General features: G+C 66.8%; 14 protein-coding genes. 4 read left to right on the forward strand and 10 right to left on the reverse strand.

What is annotated here, in order from left to right:
• Window positions 1-71: 71 nt before the first annotated feature.
• From rpsD to hisS, 4 genes are all read right to left on the reverse strand, one after another.
• Window positions 72-695 (reverse strand): 30S ribosomal protein S4, encoded by a 624-nt coding sequence (rpsD, locus tag LK10_RS06175; protein WP_043121199.1) that lies wholly within the window; start codon window positions 693-695, stop codon window positions 72-74.
• A gap of 189 nt (window positions 696-884) precedes the next feature.
• Window positions 885-2,345, reverse strand: coding sequence for a replication-associated recombination protein A (locus LK10_RS06180; RefSeq protein ID WP_043121202.1), 1,461 nt, complete (start codon window positions 2,343-2,345; stop codon window positions 885-887).
• A gap of 30 nt (window positions 2,346-2,375) precedes the next feature.
• Window positions 2,376-4,205: an aspartate--tRNA ligase gene (gene aspS, locus LK10_RS06185; protein WP_052207021.1), complete on the reverse strand. Its 1,830-nt coding sequence runs from the start codon at window positions 4,203-4,205 to the stop codon at window positions 2,376-2,378.
• A 123-nt stretch (window positions 4,206-4,328) separates the two neighbouring features.
• Entirely contained in the window at window positions 4,329-5,675 is a 1,347-nt protein-coding gene (gene hisS, locus LK10_RS06190; protein WP_043121204.1) for a histidine--tRNA ligase, read from the reverse strand.
• Between the two features lie 129 nt (window positions 5,676-5,804).
• On the opposite strand from hisS, the gene LK10_RS06195 reads away from it, so the two are divergent.
• From LK10_RS06195 to LK10_RS06205, 3 genes are all read left to right on the forward strand, one after another.
• On the forward strand, window positions 5,805-6,575 hold the full coding sequence (locus LK10_RS06195) for a peptidylprolyl isomerase (protein WP_052207022.1): 771 nt from the start codon (window positions 5,805-5,807) through the stop codon (window positions 6,573-6,575).
• 29 nt (window positions 6,576-6,604) lie between these two features.
• The gene (locus tag LK10_RS06200) at window positions 6,605-8,041 is read left to right on the forward strand and encodes a DUF349 domain-containing protein (protein ID WP_081998320.1); all 1,437 of its coding nucleotides are present in this window, start codon (window positions 6,605-6,607) and stop codon (window positions 8,039-8,041) included.
• 120 nt (window positions 8,042-8,161) lie between these two features.
• Complete coding sequence (locus LK10_RS06205; RefSeq protein WP_197061868.1) at window positions 8,162-8,791, forward strand: type IV toxin-antitoxin system AbiEi family antitoxin; 630 nt, start codon at window positions 8,162-8,164, stop codon at window positions 8,789-8,791.
• Window positions 8,792-8,796: 5 nt separating this feature from the next.
• Here LK10_RS06205 and LK10_RS06210 read toward each other — a convergent pair whose 3' ends face one another.
• Window positions 8,797-11,151 carry a RelA/SpoT family protein gene (locus tag LK10_RS06210; protein WP_052207024.1) on the reverse strand — a complete coding sequence of 785 codons (2,355 nt, stop codon included), beginning with the start codon at window positions 11,149-11,151 and terminating at the stop codon, window positions 8,797-8,799.
• 19 nt (window positions 11,152-11,170) lie between these two features.
• Between LK10_RS06210 and LK10_RS22560 the strand changes: the two genes are divergently transcribed.
• Complete coding sequence (locus tag LK10_RS22560; protein ID WP_156144057.1) at window positions 11,171-11,329, forward strand: hypothetical protein; 159 nt, start codon at window positions 11,171-11,173, stop codon at window positions 11,327-11,329.
• Window positions 11,330-11,629: 300 nt separating this feature from the next.
• Here LK10_RS22560 and secF read toward each other — a convergent pair whose 3' ends face one another.
• The 5 genes from secF to ruvA form a co-directional block, all read right to left on the reverse strand.
• Complete coding sequence (gene secF / locus LK10_RS06215; protein ID WP_043121213.1) at window positions 11,630-12,634, reverse strand: protein translocase subunit SecF; 1,005 nt, start codon at window positions 12,632-12,634, stop codon at window positions 11,630-11,632.
• Window positions 12,634-14,427: a protein translocase subunit SecD gene (gene secD, locus LK10_RS06220; RefSeq protein ID WP_043121214.1), complete on the reverse strand. Its 1,794-nt coding sequence runs from the start codon at window positions 14,425-14,427 to the stop codon at window positions 12,634-12,636. The genes secF and secD overlap by 1 nt, the downstream gene beginning before the upstream one ends.
• A gap of 69 nt (window positions 14,428-14,496) precedes the next feature.
• Window positions 14,497-14,937, reverse strand: coding sequence for a preprotein translocase subunit YajC (gene yajC / locus LK10_RS20760; RefSeq protein ID WP_052207046.1), 441 nt, complete (start codon window positions 14,935-14,937; stop codon window positions 14,497-14,499).
• 161 nt (window positions 14,938-15,098) lie between these two features.
• The gene (ruvB, locus tag LK10_RS06230) at window positions 15,099-16,199 is read right to left on the reverse strand and encodes a Holliday junction branch migration DNA helicase RuvB (RefSeq protein ID WP_043121218.1); all 1,101 of its coding nucleotides are present in this window, start codon (window positions 16,197-16,199) and stop codon (window positions 15,099-15,101) included.
• On the reverse strand, window positions 16,192-16,839 hold the full coding sequence (ruvA, locus tag LK10_RS06235) for a Holliday junction branch migration protein RuvA (RefSeq protein WP_043121221.1): 648 nt from the start codon (window positions 16,837-16,839) through the stop codon (window positions 16,192-16,194). The genes ruvB and ruvA overlap by 8 nt, the downstream gene beginning before the upstream one ends.
• Window positions 16,840-16,875: the final 36 nt, after the last annotated feature.

Consider the following 16,875-nt stretch of genomic DNA (forward strand, 5'->3'; position numbering starts at 1 on the left):
CGGGCAACAAAGGAGCCCGCGGCAATCCCGGCCGCGGGCTCCTTGCTGGTCGGCCCGGAGGCCGAGGGGAATCAGCGCGCGTAGTACTCGACGACGAGCTGCTCTTCGCAGGTCACCGGGATCTCGGTGCGCTTCGGGCGGCGCACGAGGCGTGCCTGAAGGGCCTCGAGCTTGACGTCGAGGTAGCCCGGGACGGCCGGGAGGACGTCACGGTGGGCGCCGGCCGCGGCGACCTGGAACGGCGCCATCGTCTCGGAGCGCTCGTGGACGCCGATGAGCTGGCCCTCGCTGACGCGGAACGACGGGCGGTCGACACGCTTGCCGTCGACCGTGATGTGGCGGTGCACGACGAGCTGGCGGGCCTGGGCGATCGTGCGGGCGAAGCCGGCGCGGAGCACGAGGGCGTCAAGACGCATCTCGAGGAGCTCGATGAGGTTCTCACCGGTGAGGCCCTTGGTGCGCTTGGCCTCCTCGAAGGCACGAGTCATCTGCGCCTCGCGGATGCCGTACTGGGCGCGGAGACGCTGCTTCTCGCGAAGGCGGACGGCGTAGTCCGAGTCCTGCTTCTTGCGGGCGCGGCCGTGCTCACCGGGGCCGTACGGACGGCGCTCCATGTACTTGGCGGCCTTGGGGGTGAGGGCGAGGCCGAGAGAGCGCGAGAGGCGCGTCTGACGGCGGGCACGAGTGCTCGACACGTGTGTCCTTTCGTAGTGCAACGGCTTGCGTGAATCCTGGCCTCCAGGCGGGAGAGCTTCGGCCCGTTGCTGCCATCAGCTGCCGTCCGTGCTGCCTTCCAGGCATGCCTCTGCACAAGTCACTTGTGCGGGAGAACACGTCATGGGGAAGGATCAGACACGCGACGTGCCAGACGGTCAACTAGCCTATCACGAACCCCGAACGATCGACCGCAGCCGCTCTAGCCGTGCAGCGATGTCCCGCTCCGCGCCGTTGCCGGTGGGAACGTAGTAGTCCTTGCCGACGAGATCGTCAGGGGGATACTGCTGACTGGCGACCGAATGTGGGGCGTCGTGCGAGTAGACGTAGCCGGCGCCGTGCCCGAGGCGCTGCGCTCCTGCATAGTGGGCGTCCCGCAGATGGGCCGGAACCCCGATGCCGCGCCCTGCCCGGACGTCCGCGATCGCCGCGTTGATGCCCATGTAGGAAGCGTTCGATTTCGGTGCGGTCGCGAGATGGACGACCGCCTCCGCCAAGACGATCCGTCCTTCGGGCATCCCGATGAGCTGGACAGCCTGAGCGGCAGCAACAGCAGTCTGGAGAGCGGTTGGATCAGCCATCCCGATGTCCTCGGCTGCCGAGATGATGATGCGCCGGGCAATGAAGCGCGGGTCCTCCCCCGCCTCGACCATCTTCGCGAGATAGTGCAGGGCGGCGTCGACGTCCGAGCCTCGGATGGACTTGATGAAGGCGCTGATGACGTCATAGTGCATGTCGCCCTGGCGGTCGTAGCGGACCGCATGCACGTCGAGGGCTTTCTCCGTGTGCCGCACCTCAAGGGTGACGGGCGCGCCCTGGCCCGCTCCGCCGTCGTGCGCGCCTTCCCGGGCGGCCTCGTCCAACGCGACCGCGGCGGCGGCCTCGAGGGCCGTGAGCGCACGGCGGGCGTCGCCCCCGGCAAGCCGCACGAGGTGCTCCGACGCTTCCTCCGAAAGGACGACGGCGCCGCCCAGCCCCCGCGGATCCTCGACCGCGCGCTCGAGGAGACCGCGGATATCGTCCTCGGTGAGTGGCTGAAGCGTGAGAAGCAGGGACCGGGAGAGAAGAGGAGAGACGACGGAGAACGAGGGGTTCTCCGTCGTCGCCGCCACTAGAACGACCCAACGGTTCTCGACGCCCGGCAGGAGCGCGTCCTGCTGGGCCTTGGTGAAGCGGTGGATCTCGTCGAGGAAGAGGACTGTCGTGATGCGGTGCAGATCGCGCGCGGTGAGCGCCTCGTCCATGACGCGGCGGACATCCTTGACCCCCGCAGTGATGGCCGAGAGCTCCACGAACTTTCGGCCCGGACCCCGCGCGATCACGTGTGCGAGCGTCGTCTTCCCTATGCCGGGCGGACCCCAAAGGATCACCGAGCTCGGACCAGTGGGGCCTCCCGATGCCTCTGCGCCAGCAGCGAGCTGGCGCAGAGGCGAACCCGGGCCGAGCAGATGCTGCTGGCCCACTACCTCGTCGAGGCTCCTTGGTCGCATGCGCACCGCAAGGGGGCTGCGCTGTGCTTCCCGCCGCGCGCGCTCGGCACGATCCTCACGTCCTCTGGATCCGGACTCCCCTTCGCGCACACGGTCGATCCCGCCGTCGTCCATGGGCTCGAGTCCGAACAGATCTTCCATCAGCACTACGGTACGCCGCTGCGGCGGCAGTCAGGCGCGCGCCTTCTCCCCAACCGGCTTCTGTGGCGGGTTTCCGGCGGGAGCCTTGGCGGGGTCGAGCTTCGCATCGACCCCCGCCTCCTTGCGCTGTTCGGGAGTGATCGGGGCGGGCGCCGCAGTCAACGGGTCATAGCCGTTGCCCGTCTTCGGGAACGCGATGACCTCCCGGATGGATTCGACCCCTGCGAGGAGGGCGACCACCCGGTCCCAGCCGAACGCGATTCCGCCGTGCGGCGGGGCGCCGTACTTGAAGCCCTCGAGCAGGAACCCGAACTTCTCCTGCGCGGCTTCCTCGTCAATGCCCATGACCTTGAACACGCGCTCCTGCACGTCACGCCGATGGATGCGGATTGAGCCTCCGCCGATCTCGTTGCCGTTGCACACGATGTCGTAGGCGTAGGCGAGAGCGCTCCCCGGATCCTGGTCGAACGTGTCCAGGAATTCGGGCTTCGGCGAGGTGAAGGCGTGGTGCACGGCGGTCCATGCGGAGTAGCCGAGCGCCACGTCTCCGGAAGCGACTGCGGCCTCCGAGGGCTCGAAGAGGGGCGCGTCGACAACCCACACGAACGCCCAGTCCGCAGGGTTGATCAGGCCGGTGCGGTGACCGATCTCGACACGCGCCGCGCCGAGCAGCGCGCGCGACGCCGTCCGCTCGCCAGCCGCGAAGAAGATGCAGTCGCCGGGCTTGGCTCCGACGGCCTCGGCGAGCCCCTCGCGCTCAGCGTCGGTGAGGTTCTTCGCGACCGGGCCGGCGAGTTCGCCGTCCTCCTTGAAGAGGACGTAGGCGAGGCCCTTCGCGCCGCGCTGCTTGGCCCACTCCTGCCAGGCGTCGAGGGTGCGACGGGGCTGGGACGCGCCACCGGGCATGACGACGGCGCCGATGTAGCCCGCGGCGTAGCCGGCCTTGAAGACGCCGAACTCGGTGTCCTTGAAGTATTCAGTGAGGTCAGTGAGTTCGAGGCCGAAGCGCAGGTCGGGCTTGTCCGAACCGTACTTGGCCATCGCCTCGGCGTAGGTCATGCGCGGGATGGGCGTCTGGATCTCGACACCGATGAGCTTCCAGATCGCGGCGACGATCCGTTCGCCGAGCGCGATGATGTCGTCCTGCTCGACGAAGCTCGCCTCGATGTCCAGCTGAGTGAACTCGGGCTGACGGTCGGCGCGGAAGTCCTCGTCCCGGTAGCACCGGGCAATCTGGTAGTACTTCTCAATGCCGCCGACCTGGAGCAGCTGCTTGAAGAGCTGAGGCGACTGCGGAAGCGCGTACCACGAACCGGGTGCAAGGCGCGCAGGCACGAGGAAGTCGCGCGCGCCCTCCGGAGTCGAGCGCGTGAGCGTTGGAGTCTCGACCTCCACGAACCCTTCGTCGTGCAGGAGCTCCCGCGCCACGCGGTTCGCGTCCGAGCGAAGCCGCATCGCACGCGCAGGCCCGGGCCGGCGGAGGTCGAGGTACCGGTGCCGAAGACGGGCCTCTTCGCCGACCTCGACGTGCTCGTCAACCTGGAACGGCAGCGGCTCGGCCGTGTTGAGGACGGTCACGCGATCAGCGATGACCTCAATCTCCCCGGTCGCGAGATGCGGGTTCTCATTGCCCTCGGGACGCTTCTCGACCGTGCCGACGATCTGGAGGACGTACTCGTTGCGCAGCCCGTGGAAGATCTCCTCCTCGCGCACGACGATCTGCGCCACGCCCGAGGCGTCCCGCAGGTCGACGAACGCCACCCCGCCGTGGTCGCGGCGGCGGGCCACCCAACCGGCAAGCGTGACGGTCTGTCCAATGTGCTCGGCGCGGAGGGAACCGAGGTCATGTGTGCGCAGCACGGCGCTCCTCTTCAGAAGTTCTGGTCTTCGATGCGATCAGGACCTGAGCCTGCCGTCCATACCGCTGGCCCACGGGGTGCGCCGACGGCGGGCATGCTGGACCTGTCGGATATCCCTGAAAGTCTACCTGCCTTGATTCGGGCGGATCTGCGGCACGAGGTCCTCAGCCGGCGGCGCCCACGAGGCGGGATCAGCGGGGACCTGGTCCCCTGAGCGGATGTCCTTGACCTCGTGGCTGCCATCGTGATGGGGGAACCAGACGAACGGAATGCCTCGCCTGTCGGCGTACTTGATCTGCTTCCCGAACTTCTCAGCGCTCGCGGCCACCTCGGTCGCAATGCCCCTCGAACGGAGCTGGGCGGCAACTTGCTGGGCAGCGGGCCACGAATCGTCATCTGCGAGGGCAACGAGTACTGCTGTGGGCACGGACCTGGTGGCAGCTGCCAGTTCGGCCCCGATGATCCGGCTCACGAGCCGCGTCACCCCCACCGAGAGGCCGACACCGGGAAATTTTCGATTGCCCTTCGTCGCGAGCGAGTCGTAGCGGCCTCCCGAGCAGATCGAGCCGAGGTGCTCGTGGCCGACCAGGACCGTCTCGTAGACGGTGCCCGTGTAGTAGTCGAGGCCACGGGCGATGCTGAGGTCGGCAACGACGGTCCCGGGAGCCACAGCGGACGCGGCGCCGATCACCTGCTCGAGCTCGTCGAGACCCTCCTCGAGCAGTTCGTCCTGCACGCCAAGATCACGCACCCGGGACACGAAAGACGTGTCCTCCGTACGAATCGACGCGAGTTCGAGAGCTGCCTTGGCCTGCTCGGGCGTCGCTCCGAGTTCCTCATGGAGGAGCTCGGCGACGCGCTCGGGCCCAACCTTCTCGAGCTTGTCGATGCTGCGCAGCACTCCTGCAGTGTCGGTCAGCCCGATTCCGCGATAGAAGCCCTCAGCGAGCTTCCGGTTGTTGACTCGGAGCCGGAACGGCGGGATCGGGAGCGCGGAGAGGGCTTCGACGATGACGAGGGCGAGTTCGACGTCGTAGCGGAACGGCAGGCTGCCGTCGCCGACAACGTCGATGTCCGCCTGCGTGAATTCGCGGGCACGTCCCTCCTGTGGGCGTTCGCCGCGCCACACCTTCTGGATCTGATAGCGGCGGAACGGGAAGGCGAGGTAGCCGGCGTTCTCCACGACGTAACGCGCGAATGGGACGGTCAGGTCGAAATGAAGCGCGAGCGCATTTGCGTCCGCCTTGCTGGCGGCGTCCTCGTCGTCCTGCAGACGGCTGAGCCCGTAGACCTCCTTGTCGATCTCGCCCTTGCGCAGCAGCTGGCCTACCGTCTCGACGGCGCGCGTCTCGATCGACGCAAACCCGTGGAGCTCGAACGTCTTCCGGAGCGTGTCCAGCACATGGAGCTCCACCAGTCGCTCTTGCGGAAGCCACTCGGGGAATCCGGACAGCGAGGCGGTACGTGCCATGAGGTCAATGCTCCTTGAGTGCGAACGGCGTGCGTAGACTGACTGATGCCCAAGTTTATGCGGTAGCCAGGGAGGTCGGTCCGCGTGCCAAAACGCAGCGCCCAGGAGGCGCGCCGCCGCGTCCAGCTCATGGAGGCCAAGCAGGCCCTCCGGCGCGGTCAGCAGGCTCGTCGTCGCCGCGACAACATCATCGCTGCCAGCGCCGTCGTCGTGGCGCTTGCGCTCGCAGGCGTCCTCCAGGGAACAGTCTTCGCGTCGAACCCCACAGCAGAGCAGTACGCCGCGGTCCAAGCGGGCCTAGGCTCGCCGTCGGCCTCACCCACTGCATCGGCGACGCCATCAGCGGCGGCGACCAACGCTCCCGGCATCCCGGCCGCCAGCACTGCAGCTGGGAAGACGTTCACGGGCAGCCTCGTGCTGAACACCGGCACGCTCGGCATCCAGATCGACGGGACGAAGGCGCCCCAAGCCGCCGCCGTGTTCAAGTCCCTCGCAGACAAGGGAACGCTCAAGGGGCGGGTGTGCCATCGGCTGACAACGAGCGCGACGGCGTCGATCCTCCAGTGCGGTGCCGAAGACGCAAGCGGCAAGTCGGATCCCACCTACACGTGGGGCCCCCTTGAGAACACGCCCTCTGACCAGAAGTACCCGGCGGGGACGATCGCCGTCGCCCGGACCGCGGACAACGCGTATGGCAACGGGCAGCAGTTCTTCATCGCCTACAAGGACTCGACGTTCCCGAACGACTCCGCGGGCGGGTACACGATCGTCGGCCACGTCACGTCCGGCCTCGATGTCATTACCAAGATTGCCGCGGCAGGGGTGAAACCGGGCGGCTCCTCGGCGGATGACGGGTCCCCGGTGACCCCAGTCACGATAGACTCATTCACACTGAACTAAGCCGCGGGCTACGCCCGTAACTCCAGTCCATCACAAGCGAAAGACTTCTAGCGGTGACCGAAAGTCAGCAACCCGACGACGCCGCAGCCCCCCAGGCTGCTCCCGTTCCCTCCGTTCCCTCGCCGGCGGCCTTCGCCAAGGCGAAGCCCAGTCCGGTCCCTTCGCCAGCACCGGCAGCAGCTCCCGCCGCTCCGGCGGCTCCCGCCGCCGTCAACCTCATCGAGGCCCGGAAGTGGGGCCGTGTCGAGGGCGACGGTCACGTGTTCCTGACTGTGGATGGCGAAGAGCACTCCGTCGGGCAGTACCCCGGCGTGTCCGAGGACGAGGCCCTCGCGTACTTCGCGCGCAAGTTCGAAGACGTGCTCGCGCAGATCGTGCTCCTCGAGCAGCGTGTCACGTCACATGCCGCCGCAGGTGATGTGCGCAAGGCGTCAGGGCATCTGCGTGCCCAGCTCACTGAGCGTGCAATGGTCGGTGACATCCGCGCGGCCGAAGCCCGGCTCGACGCCCTCGACGCCGCAGTCGCAGAAGCCGAGGCAGAGCAGAAGGCTGCACACGAGAAGGCACGGGCGGAGGAACTCGCGAATCGCGAGGCGATCGTCGCGGAGGCTGAATCGATCGCAGGGCAGGACCCCCAGCGGACTCAGTGGAAGACGAGCGGCGCCCGCATGAACGAGCTGTTCGAGGCGTGGAAGACCTCGCAGAAGTCCGGCCTCCGGCTGGGTCGGGCCGCGGAAGACGCCCTCTGGAAGCGCTTCCGTGCCGCGCGCACCCAGTTCGACCGGCACCGGAGGGCGTATTTCTCGCAGCTCGACAATGCGAACGCTGCGGCCAAGGCCGTGAAGGAGCGTCTCATCGCGGAGGCGGAGGCGCTCCAGACATCTACGGATTGGGGCTTCGCCGCTGGCGAATACCGCCGGCTGATGGATGAATGGAAGGCTGCTCCACGGGCCAATCGCAAGGAAGACGACGCGCTGTGGACGCGGTTCCGGGCGGCCCAGAACGTGTTCTTCGAAGCGCGCCAGGCGGCGAACGAGGCGGTTGACCGCGAGTTCGCGGCCAATCTGAGTGTCAAGGAGGCGCTTCTCGCAGAGGCGCAACAGCTGCTCCCGATCACGGATGTCAGCGCGGCCAAGCGCGCTCTGCAGTCGATCCGTGACCGCTGGGAGGATGCGGGCAAGGTGCCACGCGCGGACATGGGCCGGATGGAGGCGGGCCTCCGGAAGGTCGAGGACGCCGTCCAGCACGCAGAGAACGAGAACTGGCGCCGGACCGACCCCGAGATCCAGGCCCGTACGGACTCGGCACTCTCGCAGCTTGAAGCCTCGATCGCCAGTCTGCGGGACGAGCTCACGCGCGCCGAGTCTTCGGGCGACGCGCGGGAGGCGGCTAAGGCGCGCGAGGCTCTTGAGGCCCGTGAGTCTTGGCTCGAGACCCTCCGGCGTTCCGCGAGCGAACTCGGCTGACTTAGACCCCGAAGGCCCTGAGCCTCATCCGAAAGGGATGGGGCTCAGGGCCTTCGCAGTTATCCACATTCAGCCCCCAAGGGGCCTCCTCCGCGTGCGGTTGCAGGCATGATGGCTTCCATGCGCCATGCTCCCCTTCCCCTGCCGAAGTCGTCGCGGCCGCTTCCCGCGGGCCGCCTGCCCGAGGTCCTCGTACCGGGCCGTCCTTTTACGAGCTCAGAGCTTCAAGCCATGGCGAACGACGGGGTGCTTCAGCAACTCGTGGACGACTCCTACGCTCCGGCCGCGACCGCGCCGACCCCGGAACTGCGAGCAGCGGGCCTAGCTGCTGTCCTCACCGCCCAGCTCAAACGACGAACGGTCGTGGGCAGGATGTCCGCAGCCTGGATCTACGGGTGCGCTCACCCGCCGCCGGCGCCCGTGCTACTTGTACCTGCACCGCGGCGGCTCTCTTCCACCGGTCGAGGCCACGGGGCCCTCCTCCACGAGGTGGTCCTGGGTGACTACGACGTCCTCGAGTTCGGGGCGATTCTGGTCACGAGTCCGCTCCGCACCGCCGTCGACATCGCGGTCCACTCCGAGGGCAGGCTCGCGGCGCAGACGCTGCGGCGGCTGTTGGGGCAGCCCGGGCTCGGACTTACTCCCTCACTCGTTGCGAGGGCGCTTGAAACACTCCCCCGTCAACCACACAAGCAGCGCGCCCGCAATCTCCTCACGCGCCTCGCTGCGACAGCTTCGAACACCCGATGAGGCCTTTAGGTCCGGCGTCGGTTCCCAGTGGTGCGGTAGACGTCGAAGACGCCGTCAATACGCCTTACAGCACTCAGCACATGGTTGAGGTACTTCGGATCGCCCATTTCGAACGCGAAGCGCGAGAGGGCGAGACGATCGCTCGATGTGTGGACGTGCGCCGAGAGGATGTTGACGTGGTTCTCCGCGAGCACCCGTGTGACGTCAGAGAGAAGACTCTTGCGATCGAGCGCCTCGACCTGGATCTCGACGAGGAAGACGCTCGACTGCGTGGGCGCCCAGGCCACCTCGACAATCCGGTCAGATTGCGCGCGCAGGCCGGCCGCGTTCGTGCAGTCCGTTCGGTGAACGGAGACGCCCGAGCCGCGTGTCACGAAGCCCAGGATCGGATCGGGCGGCACGGGCGTACAACACCGAGCGAGCTTCACCCATACGTCGTCTACGCCCTTGACGATGATGCCCGAGTCCGAGTACTTCGGCGGCGCGGAGGTAGCCGGCGCGATCGTCTCGGCGATATCCTCCGCGGTCCCAGCGGCGCCCCCAAGGCTGTCGACGAGCTTCTCGACGACGGACTGCGCGGATGCATGCCCATCGCCGATTCCGGCGTACAGACCCGCGATGTCCTGGTACCGGAACTCCTGAGCCACAGCCAGAAGCGTGTCGTGGCTCAGAAGCCGCTGAAGCGGGAGGTTCTGCTTGCGCATGGCACGCGTGAGCAGTTCCTTCCCCTTGTCGATGGCCTCCTCGCGGCGTTCCTTGCTGAACCACTGCCGGATCTTGTTGCGGGCCCGGGCGCTCTTGACGAAGTTCTGCCAGTCCTGGCTGGGACCCGCCCCTTCGGCTTTCGACGTGAAGATCTCGACGACGTCGCCATGATTGAGCTCGCTGTTGAGCGGGACCAGCTTGCCGTTGACGCGCGCGCCGATTGTCCTATGCCCCACCTCGGTGTGGATCGCATACGCGAAGTCCACCGGAGTCGAGCCCGCAGGCAAGGCCATGACCTCGCCCTTCGGGGTGAAGACGAAGACTTCCTTCGCGTTGATCTCGAACCGCAGCGAATCAAGGAATTCCCCAGGGTCCGACGTCTCCTGCTGCCAGTCCACAAGCGAGCGGAGCCAGCCCATCTCGGCAGCCTTGCCAGTGGGGGTATGGGAGTTCCTGTTCGACTGGTCCTTGTACTTCCAGTGAGCCGCGACGCCGTATTCTGCCCGCCGGTGCATCTCGTGCGTGCGGATCTGGATCTCGACCGGACGACCGTTCGGCCCAATGACCGTCGTGTGAAGCGACTGGTACATGTTGAACTTCGGCATCGCTATATAGTCCTTGAACCGGCCCGGGAGCGGGTTCCACCGCGCATGCATCGCGCCGAGCACGGCATAGCAGTCACGCACGGAGTCCACGAGGATTCGGACGCCCATGAGGTCGTTGATGTCGTCGAATTCCTTCTGGCGGACGATCATCTTCTGGTAGATCGAGTAGTAGTGCTTGGGCCGGCCAGTCACCTCGGCGCGGATCTTGGCCCCGCGCAGATCTTCGACGATCTGGTCGCGGATCACAGCCAACTGCTTCTCACGCTCAGGGGTCCGCGCGCCCACCATGCGCACGATCTCCTCGTACACCTTCGGGTAGAGCGCCGCGAACGAGAGGTCTTCGAGCTCCCACTTGATGGTGTTCATGCCGAGCCGGTGGGCCAGCGGCGCGAAGATCTCGAGGGTCTCCCGGGCCTTGCGGGCCGAAGACTCCGGAGAGACGAAACGCCAGGTCCGCGCGTTGTGGAGCCTGTCCGCGAGCTTGATCACGAGGACGCGGATGTCCTTGGCCATCGCCACGACCATCTTGCGGACGGTCTCGGCTTGAGCAGCGTCTCCGAACTGCACCTTGTCGAGCTTGGTGACGCCGTCCACGAGCATCGCAACCTCGGGACCGAAGTCCTTGCGGAGCTGGTCCAGCGTGTAGGTCGTGTCCTCCACAGTGTCGTGCAGGAGGGCTGCGGCGAGGGTCGTGCCCGTCATCCCGAGTTCCGCGAGGATGGTGGCGACGGCCACAGGATGGGTGATGTACGGGTCGCCGCTCTTCCGCTTCTGGCCTTGGTGGCTGCGCTCCGCTACCTCATAGGCCCGAGTGATGAGGTCGAAATCCTCCCTCGGGTTGTTGGCACGGACCGTGCGGAGCAAGGGCTCGAGGATCGGCGAGTGGGCCGCAATGCTGCGACCAGTGAGCCTGGCAAGCCTCGAGAACGTCCGATCCCTCCGGCCCAGCATCGGGCGCTCGAGGAGACTGTTACCACCGACCGGATCGTCGGCGGCGGGCCGGGGCGGTGCAACAGCGGTACGGGCCGCGGCACCACCCGGAGCTGGCATAGAGCCTGTCGGAGCCGGCGTGACGTCGGCCGGAGCTGGCGATGCGCTCGAGGGAACGGGGTTGGAGGGCGTTGAGTTTGAGGCAGCCGGCGCCGACGAGGAGGGTGCAGCTGGAGCGGACGACGACGATCCCTCCCGTGCGGACGGGTCGCTCTGGGCGCGACGCAGCTCCGGCTGACCGTTGCCAGCCGACCCCGCTGACTGCGGGGCGCCGGACCGGGCCGGAACGGGCGTCGAGCGCTCCTCCACGCGAGCCTCCTGAAGGGTAAGAGGATTAATTCAGTCTATGCCTCTCGCAACATCTCGAAGAATCGTGCACATTCCCCGCGAGGGCCCTAGTTCGCTGAAGGCTTCGCTGGCGGGGACGCCTTGTGCGTCACTGCGGCCGAGCATGCGGCGGCGCGTACGGCAACGGCCCGAGCCGCTCCCCTTCCAGCGGGGGCCGCTCGGGCCGTCGTCGTTATGTTTGTCGAGGCGCCTAGACTGTGCTGGCTGCGGCAGCGGATGCCCGCCTGGCGGCAACCTTCTCGGCCTGCTTCACCAGGTCCGGCTCCCGCTGGCGTAGAGCGGCGTACATCGGTGCCGCAATGAACAGCGTGGCGGCAGTTCCGACGAGGATGCCGACGAACAGCGCGAGCGAGAGGTCTCGGAGCGTCCCGGCCCCGAGCAGCCCGGCGCCGATGAAGAGAATCGCCGCGACAGGCAGGACCGCGACCATCATCGTATTGATGGAACGGACGAGGGTCTGGTTCACCGCTAGATTGACCTCTTCGGCGAAAGTCCTCCGGGAGGAGGTCTTGATGTCGGCCGTGTTCTCGCGGATCTTGTCGAACACCACCACGGTGTCGTACAGCGAGTAGCTAAGGATCGTGAGGAAGCCGATGATTGCGGACGGGCTGATCTCGAAGTTGCTGATCGCGTACACGCCCTCGGTGATGAAGATCGTCACGAGCATGCCGCTCAGCGCTGAGAGGGACATCTTCCAAGTTCGGAAGTAGAGGGCCATGAGGACTGCTGCGAGCAGGACGAAGACGATGAAGCCGATGATGGCCTGATTCGTCACGTCCGCACCCCAGGTCGGACCGATGAAGGTTGACGTCACGTTGTTCTGGTTGACGCCGTACGCGGTCGCCAGCTTGTCCCTGAGCTGCTGGGCCTGGGCCTCGGACAGCTGATCGGTCTGAACCTGGACCGTGTTCCCCGCTACTGTCGTGACCTGGGGAGCGCTGCCCGGCACCACCGCGTGGACAGCATTCTCGCCCGGCAGGGTGTCGTTCGTCTTCGCGGCCGAAATGGTGAACTGGGATCCGCCGCGGAAGTCGATGCTGAGGTTGAACCCTCCACGGAGGATCGGCACGACGATCGCGATGAGCACGGCAATGCCCGCGATCATGAACCACAGCTTCTTCTTGCCGACGAAGTCGTAGGAGCGCTTGCCCGAGTAGAGGTCGTTGCCGAAGCGGGCGAGGGTGGTCGTCGACATCAGTTCTCCTCCTGGGAGCGCTCGTTGCGCTGTGTGCTCTTGCCCGCTGCAGCGAGATCGGCCTGTCCCTCGCCCTTCGCCTGGGCCTCGGCCGCCCGGCGCTCGGCGATGGTCATGCGGCGACCTGCCTCACGCGCAGCGGCCGCGTTCTTCGGCTTGAGCGACGACTGGGCGGCCGCGGAGGCCTCCCTCAAACGACCCGCGCCCCGGTAGAGAGGAACCGCTCCGAGTTGGACCGGGTCGAGGCCGGAGAAGCGGTGCCCCTCGCCGAAAAACTTCGTCCGGGCGATGACCTGGAGGGTTGGGTGGGTGAACATGAACACCACGAGAAGGTCTGCGATCGCCGTGAGGCCGAGCGTGAAGGCGAAACCCTGCACGTTGCCGACCGCGACGAAGTACAGCACGACGGCGGCGAGCAGGTTGACGGCCTTGGATGCCAGCACCGTGCGCTTTGCGCGCCGCCAGCCGTTCTCAACGGCGGATACAAGGCCTCTGCCTTCGCGCAGTTCATCACGAATGCGTTCGAAGTAGACGATGAACGAGTCCGCCGTCTGGCCGATGGCGACGATGAGGCCCGCGACGCCGGCAAGCGAGAGCCGGTAGTTCTCGGTCCAGCCGAGGATCGTGATCGCGAGATACGTCAGGAGCCCGGCCACGACGAGCGACGCGATCGTCACGAAGCCGAGGGCACGGTACTGGAACAGCGAGTAGACCACCACGAGGAGCAGGCCGATGATGCCGGCCAGAAGACCCATTTCAAGCTGTTGAGTGCCGAGCGTCGCGGAAATCTGCTGCTCGCTCTGGATGTCGAAGCTGATCGGGAGGGCTCCGAAGCGCAGCTGATCGGAAAGCGTCTGAGCAGTCTGCTGAGTGAAGTTGCCCGTGATCTGCGGATTGCCGTCCGTGATGACCGCGAGGGCCTGCGGCGCCGAAAGCACCTTGTCGTCGAGCACAATGGCGAACTGCGCTCGCGGATCCGGAGTGCCCGAACTGCTGGCCGCCGTGTAGAAGCCGTTGAGTCGCTGGGTGACGTCCTTGAACTTCTTCGTGCCGTCTGCGTTGAACTGGATGTTCACCGCCCACTGGTTCGTCACTGCGCCCTGCTGGCCCTGTACAAGGCCGTAGGTCGAACCGGAGATGTCTGAACCAGGGATCTCAACGGGACCCAGAATGTACTTCACGGCCGGGTTGCCGTTCGCCGCGGGCTGGCACGTGACGAGCGGCTTCGACGGATCCGAACGCTGGGTCGACTCGGCCTGTGGCTTCGTGCAGTCGAGCGCCTCGTACTGCTTGTACAGCGCAGCCGTAATCCAGTTGGTGTCGCTTGCGTTCGCGGGCTTGGCCGTCGGGTTGGGCAGCTGGTTGTCCGGAACGAGCTGATTCTGGGGCACCGCGCCCGGATCGCCGGCCGTGAGCACGGGGCGGAAGTTCATGTCCGCCGAGGCCTGGATGAGCTGGCGGGTCTGAGCAGACGGGATGCCAGGGAGGTTGACGACGACGTTCCGCCCGGATTCGGTGCTGATCTGCGCCTCGGACACACCCGAACCGTCAACGCGCTGACGGATGATCTGGACAGCCTGATTGAGCTGATCCTGGTTCACCGCGCCGCCGCTGGTGGTCTTCGGGGAGAGGATCATCTGCGTCCCGCCCTCGAGGTCGAGCGCGAGCTTCGGCGCCCACGAGGCCTGACCTGCGATGGCACCGCCACCGAGCACCGAAACGAGCGCGACGAACAAGACGACGAGCCAGACGAGCGTCCTGACTCCCGGCCGCTTGCTGCGGGAACGTGCCATGAGTTCCTTACTCCTGGTCGGAACGAAACCCGCGCGCGGTCGGCCCGCGCGCGGGGGAGGCGAAATGCCTTACTTGCCTTCGCCTTCGAGACGCCGGAGCGTCTGCTCGGGCGTCTCGTGCAGCTGCGCTTCGGGCCGCCCGATCTCGGGGCGCTGGACCTCCGGACGCTGGGTCTCCGGCCGCTCCCCGAAGCGGGGCTCCAACGTCGAGCCCTCAGCGCCGGTTTCCGTCGGCATCGCCTCGCCCTCGGCGGGAACCGCCGGCTCGACGACCTTCGAGACGGCCTGGCGGTGGACAGTCGCAGTCGCGCCTGGAGAGAGTTCAAGCACAACCTTGTTCTCGGCGTCGTCGACGGAGAGAATCCTCCCGAAGAGACCGAAGTTCGTCATGACCTCGACGCCGGGGACGAACTTCGTGCGCATCTCGGCCTGCTGTGCCTGCGCCTTCTTGTTGCGTCGGAACATCGTGAAGATGAAGAACGCGAAGATGACAAGCAGGAGGATGGTCATCAAGTCCATGGCTGAGTCCAATCTGTTGCTGGGACGCGCTGCCTAGGAATGCGCGTCGGACCCGGCTGTTTCCGGGCACGGCATGACGTCCCGCCGTGCAGGATGTCTTATCTCAGTCTACGGGTAAGCGTCCCCAAGAGTTCCCGGAGGCACGCGAGCTCTCAGTTCCAGTCGGTCAGAAATTCGGCGTCGTTGGCGTCGTCGTCGGCTGCAGGAGCTGAGCCCGGCCCGAACAGCGTTGCGCTGTAGGCGAACGGGGCGTCAGGCGGAAGCGGAAGCCCCAAGTGCTCGTAGGCGGCGGGAGTCGCGATGCGGCCCCGGGGCGTGCGCCCCATAAGACCTTCCCGGACGAGGTATGGCTCCGCCACGGTCTCGACGGTTTCGGGCTCCTCGCCAACCGCGATTGCGAGCGTCGAAAGGCCCACCGGCCCTCCCCCGAACTTGGTCACGAGCGCTGACAAGACCCCGCGGTCGAGCCGGTCGAGGCCTTTCGCGTCCACTTCGTACATGTCGAGCGCTGCCGCCGCAGCCCGGGCATCGATCTGTTCGATGCGGTGGACGAGCGCCCAGTCCCGCACGCGCCGGAGGAGGCGGTTGGCGATGCGGGGCGTTCCGCGCGAGCGGCCCGCCACCTCAGTGAAGCCCGCGGACGTGACGCGCAGGTCGAGCAGTCCCGCGGACCGGCGCAACACGAGTTCGAGCTCCTCGACCGAGTAGAACTCGAGGTGGCCGGTGAAGCCAAACCGGTCGCGCAGCGGGCCGGGCAGGAGTCCGGCTCGCGTTGTGGCGCCCACCAGGGTGAACGGAGGAAGATCCAGCGGAATCGCCGTGGCCCCAGCACCCTTACCCACGACGATGTCGACCCGGAAGTCCTCCATCGCCATGTAGAGCATTTCCTCCGCAGGGCGGGACATACGGTGGATCTCATCGAGAAACAGGACTTCGCCTTCGGACAGCGAGGAAAGAATCGCCGCCAGATCTCCTGCGTGCTGGATGGCCGGCCCCGACGAAATCCGCAGAGGCGCGTTCATCTCCGCTGCAATGATCATGGCGAGAGTCGTCTTGCCGAGACCGGGCGGCCCAGAGAGCAGAACATGGTCTGCGCTGCGGCCCCTTAGCCGCGACGCCTCGAGCACCAGCGAGAGCTGCCGCCGCACACGCTGCTGCCCTACGAAGTCGTCGAGGTGCTTGGGCCGAAGGGCAGCCTCGATCGCTCGCTCTTCAGGCTCCTCGCCACCCGAGACGAGGGACGGCTCAGCCACGAGTGCCTGACTTCACGGGAGTCCTCGCGCCTTGGCCCAGCCAGCGAAGCGTAGTCCGCAGGATCTCAGGAACATTTCCCGCTTCCGCAAGGTCCGGGCGGTCCTCGAGAGCACGTTCGATACTCGTCGAGGCGTCCTTCTCAGACCAACCCAGCGACGTCATCGCGTCAACCACCTGCGGCTTCCACGCTGTCCCAGACGAGCCAGCGGACGACGGCGCGTGCTCGCCGCCCGTGCCGAGCGGGACGAGCTTGCCCTTGAGTTCCAGGACGAGGCGGGCGCCTACCTTGGGGCCGATGCCCGGCACCTTCGTGAACGCCTTCGCGTCTTCCGAGTGCGCCGCGACCCGCACAGCCTCGGGACTGTGCACCGCGAGGACTGCGAGGGCAAGCCGGGGCCCCACACCAGCGACGCCGAGCAGCACCTCGAACACCTCCCGCTCCTCGGGCGAGGCGAAGCCGAACAGAGTGAGCGAATCCTCTCGGACGACCATGAGCGTATGGACAGTACCTTCCTCGCCCACCCTCAGGCCAGCCAGAGTCTGGGGCGTGGCCGAGAAGGCCATGCCCACTCCCCCGACGTCGATGACGCCGGAACCGAGCCCCACATGGGAGACCGCGCCACGGAGGAAGCTGATCACGGTGAGGGCTCCTTCTGCCGTCCGAACATATCTACG

Origin of the sequence: Sinomonas humi (assembly GCF_000802235.1) — a bacterium.
Taxonomy (GTDB): Bacteria; Actinomycetota; Actinomycetes; order Actinomycetales; family Micrococcaceae; genus Sinomonas; species Sinomonas humi.

What these genes read in the sequence shown, in the direction of transcription:
- LK10_RS06210 (WP_052207024.1), bottom strand. Translation starts at nt 11,151, where the DNA reads ATGCCAGCTCCGGGTGGTGCCGCGGCCCGTACCGCTGTTGCACCGCCC.
- LK10_RS06205 (WP_197061868.1), top strand. Translation starts at nt 8,162, where the DNA reads ATGCGCCATGCTCCCCTTCCCCTGCCGAAGTCGTCGCGGCCGCTTCCC.
- secD (WP_043121214.1), bottom strand. Translation starts at nt 14,427, where the DNA reads ATGGCACGTTCCCGCAGCAAGCGGCCGGGAGTCAGGACGCTCGTCTGG.
- hisS (WP_043121204.1), bottom strand. Translation starts at nt 5,675, where the DNA reads ATGGCACGTACCGCCTCGCTGTCCGGATTCCCCGAGTGGCTTCCGCAA.
- secF (WP_043121213.1), bottom strand. Translation starts at nt 12,634, where the DNA reads ATGTCGACGACCACCCTCGCCCGCTTCGGCAACGACCTCTACTCGGGC.
- LK10_RS06195 (WP_052207022.1), top strand. Translation starts at nt 5,805, where the DNA reads ATGGAGGCCAAGCAGGCCCTCCGGCGCGGTCAGCAGGCTCGTCGTCGC.
- LK10_RS06180 (WP_043121202.1), bottom strand. Translation starts at nt 2,345, where the DNA reads ATGGAAGATCTGTTCGGACTCGAGCCCATGGACGACGGCGGGATCGAC.
- yajC (WP_052207046.1), bottom strand. Translation starts at nt 14,937, where the DNA reads ATGACCATCCTCCTGCTTGTCATCTTCGCGTTCTTCATCTTCACGATG.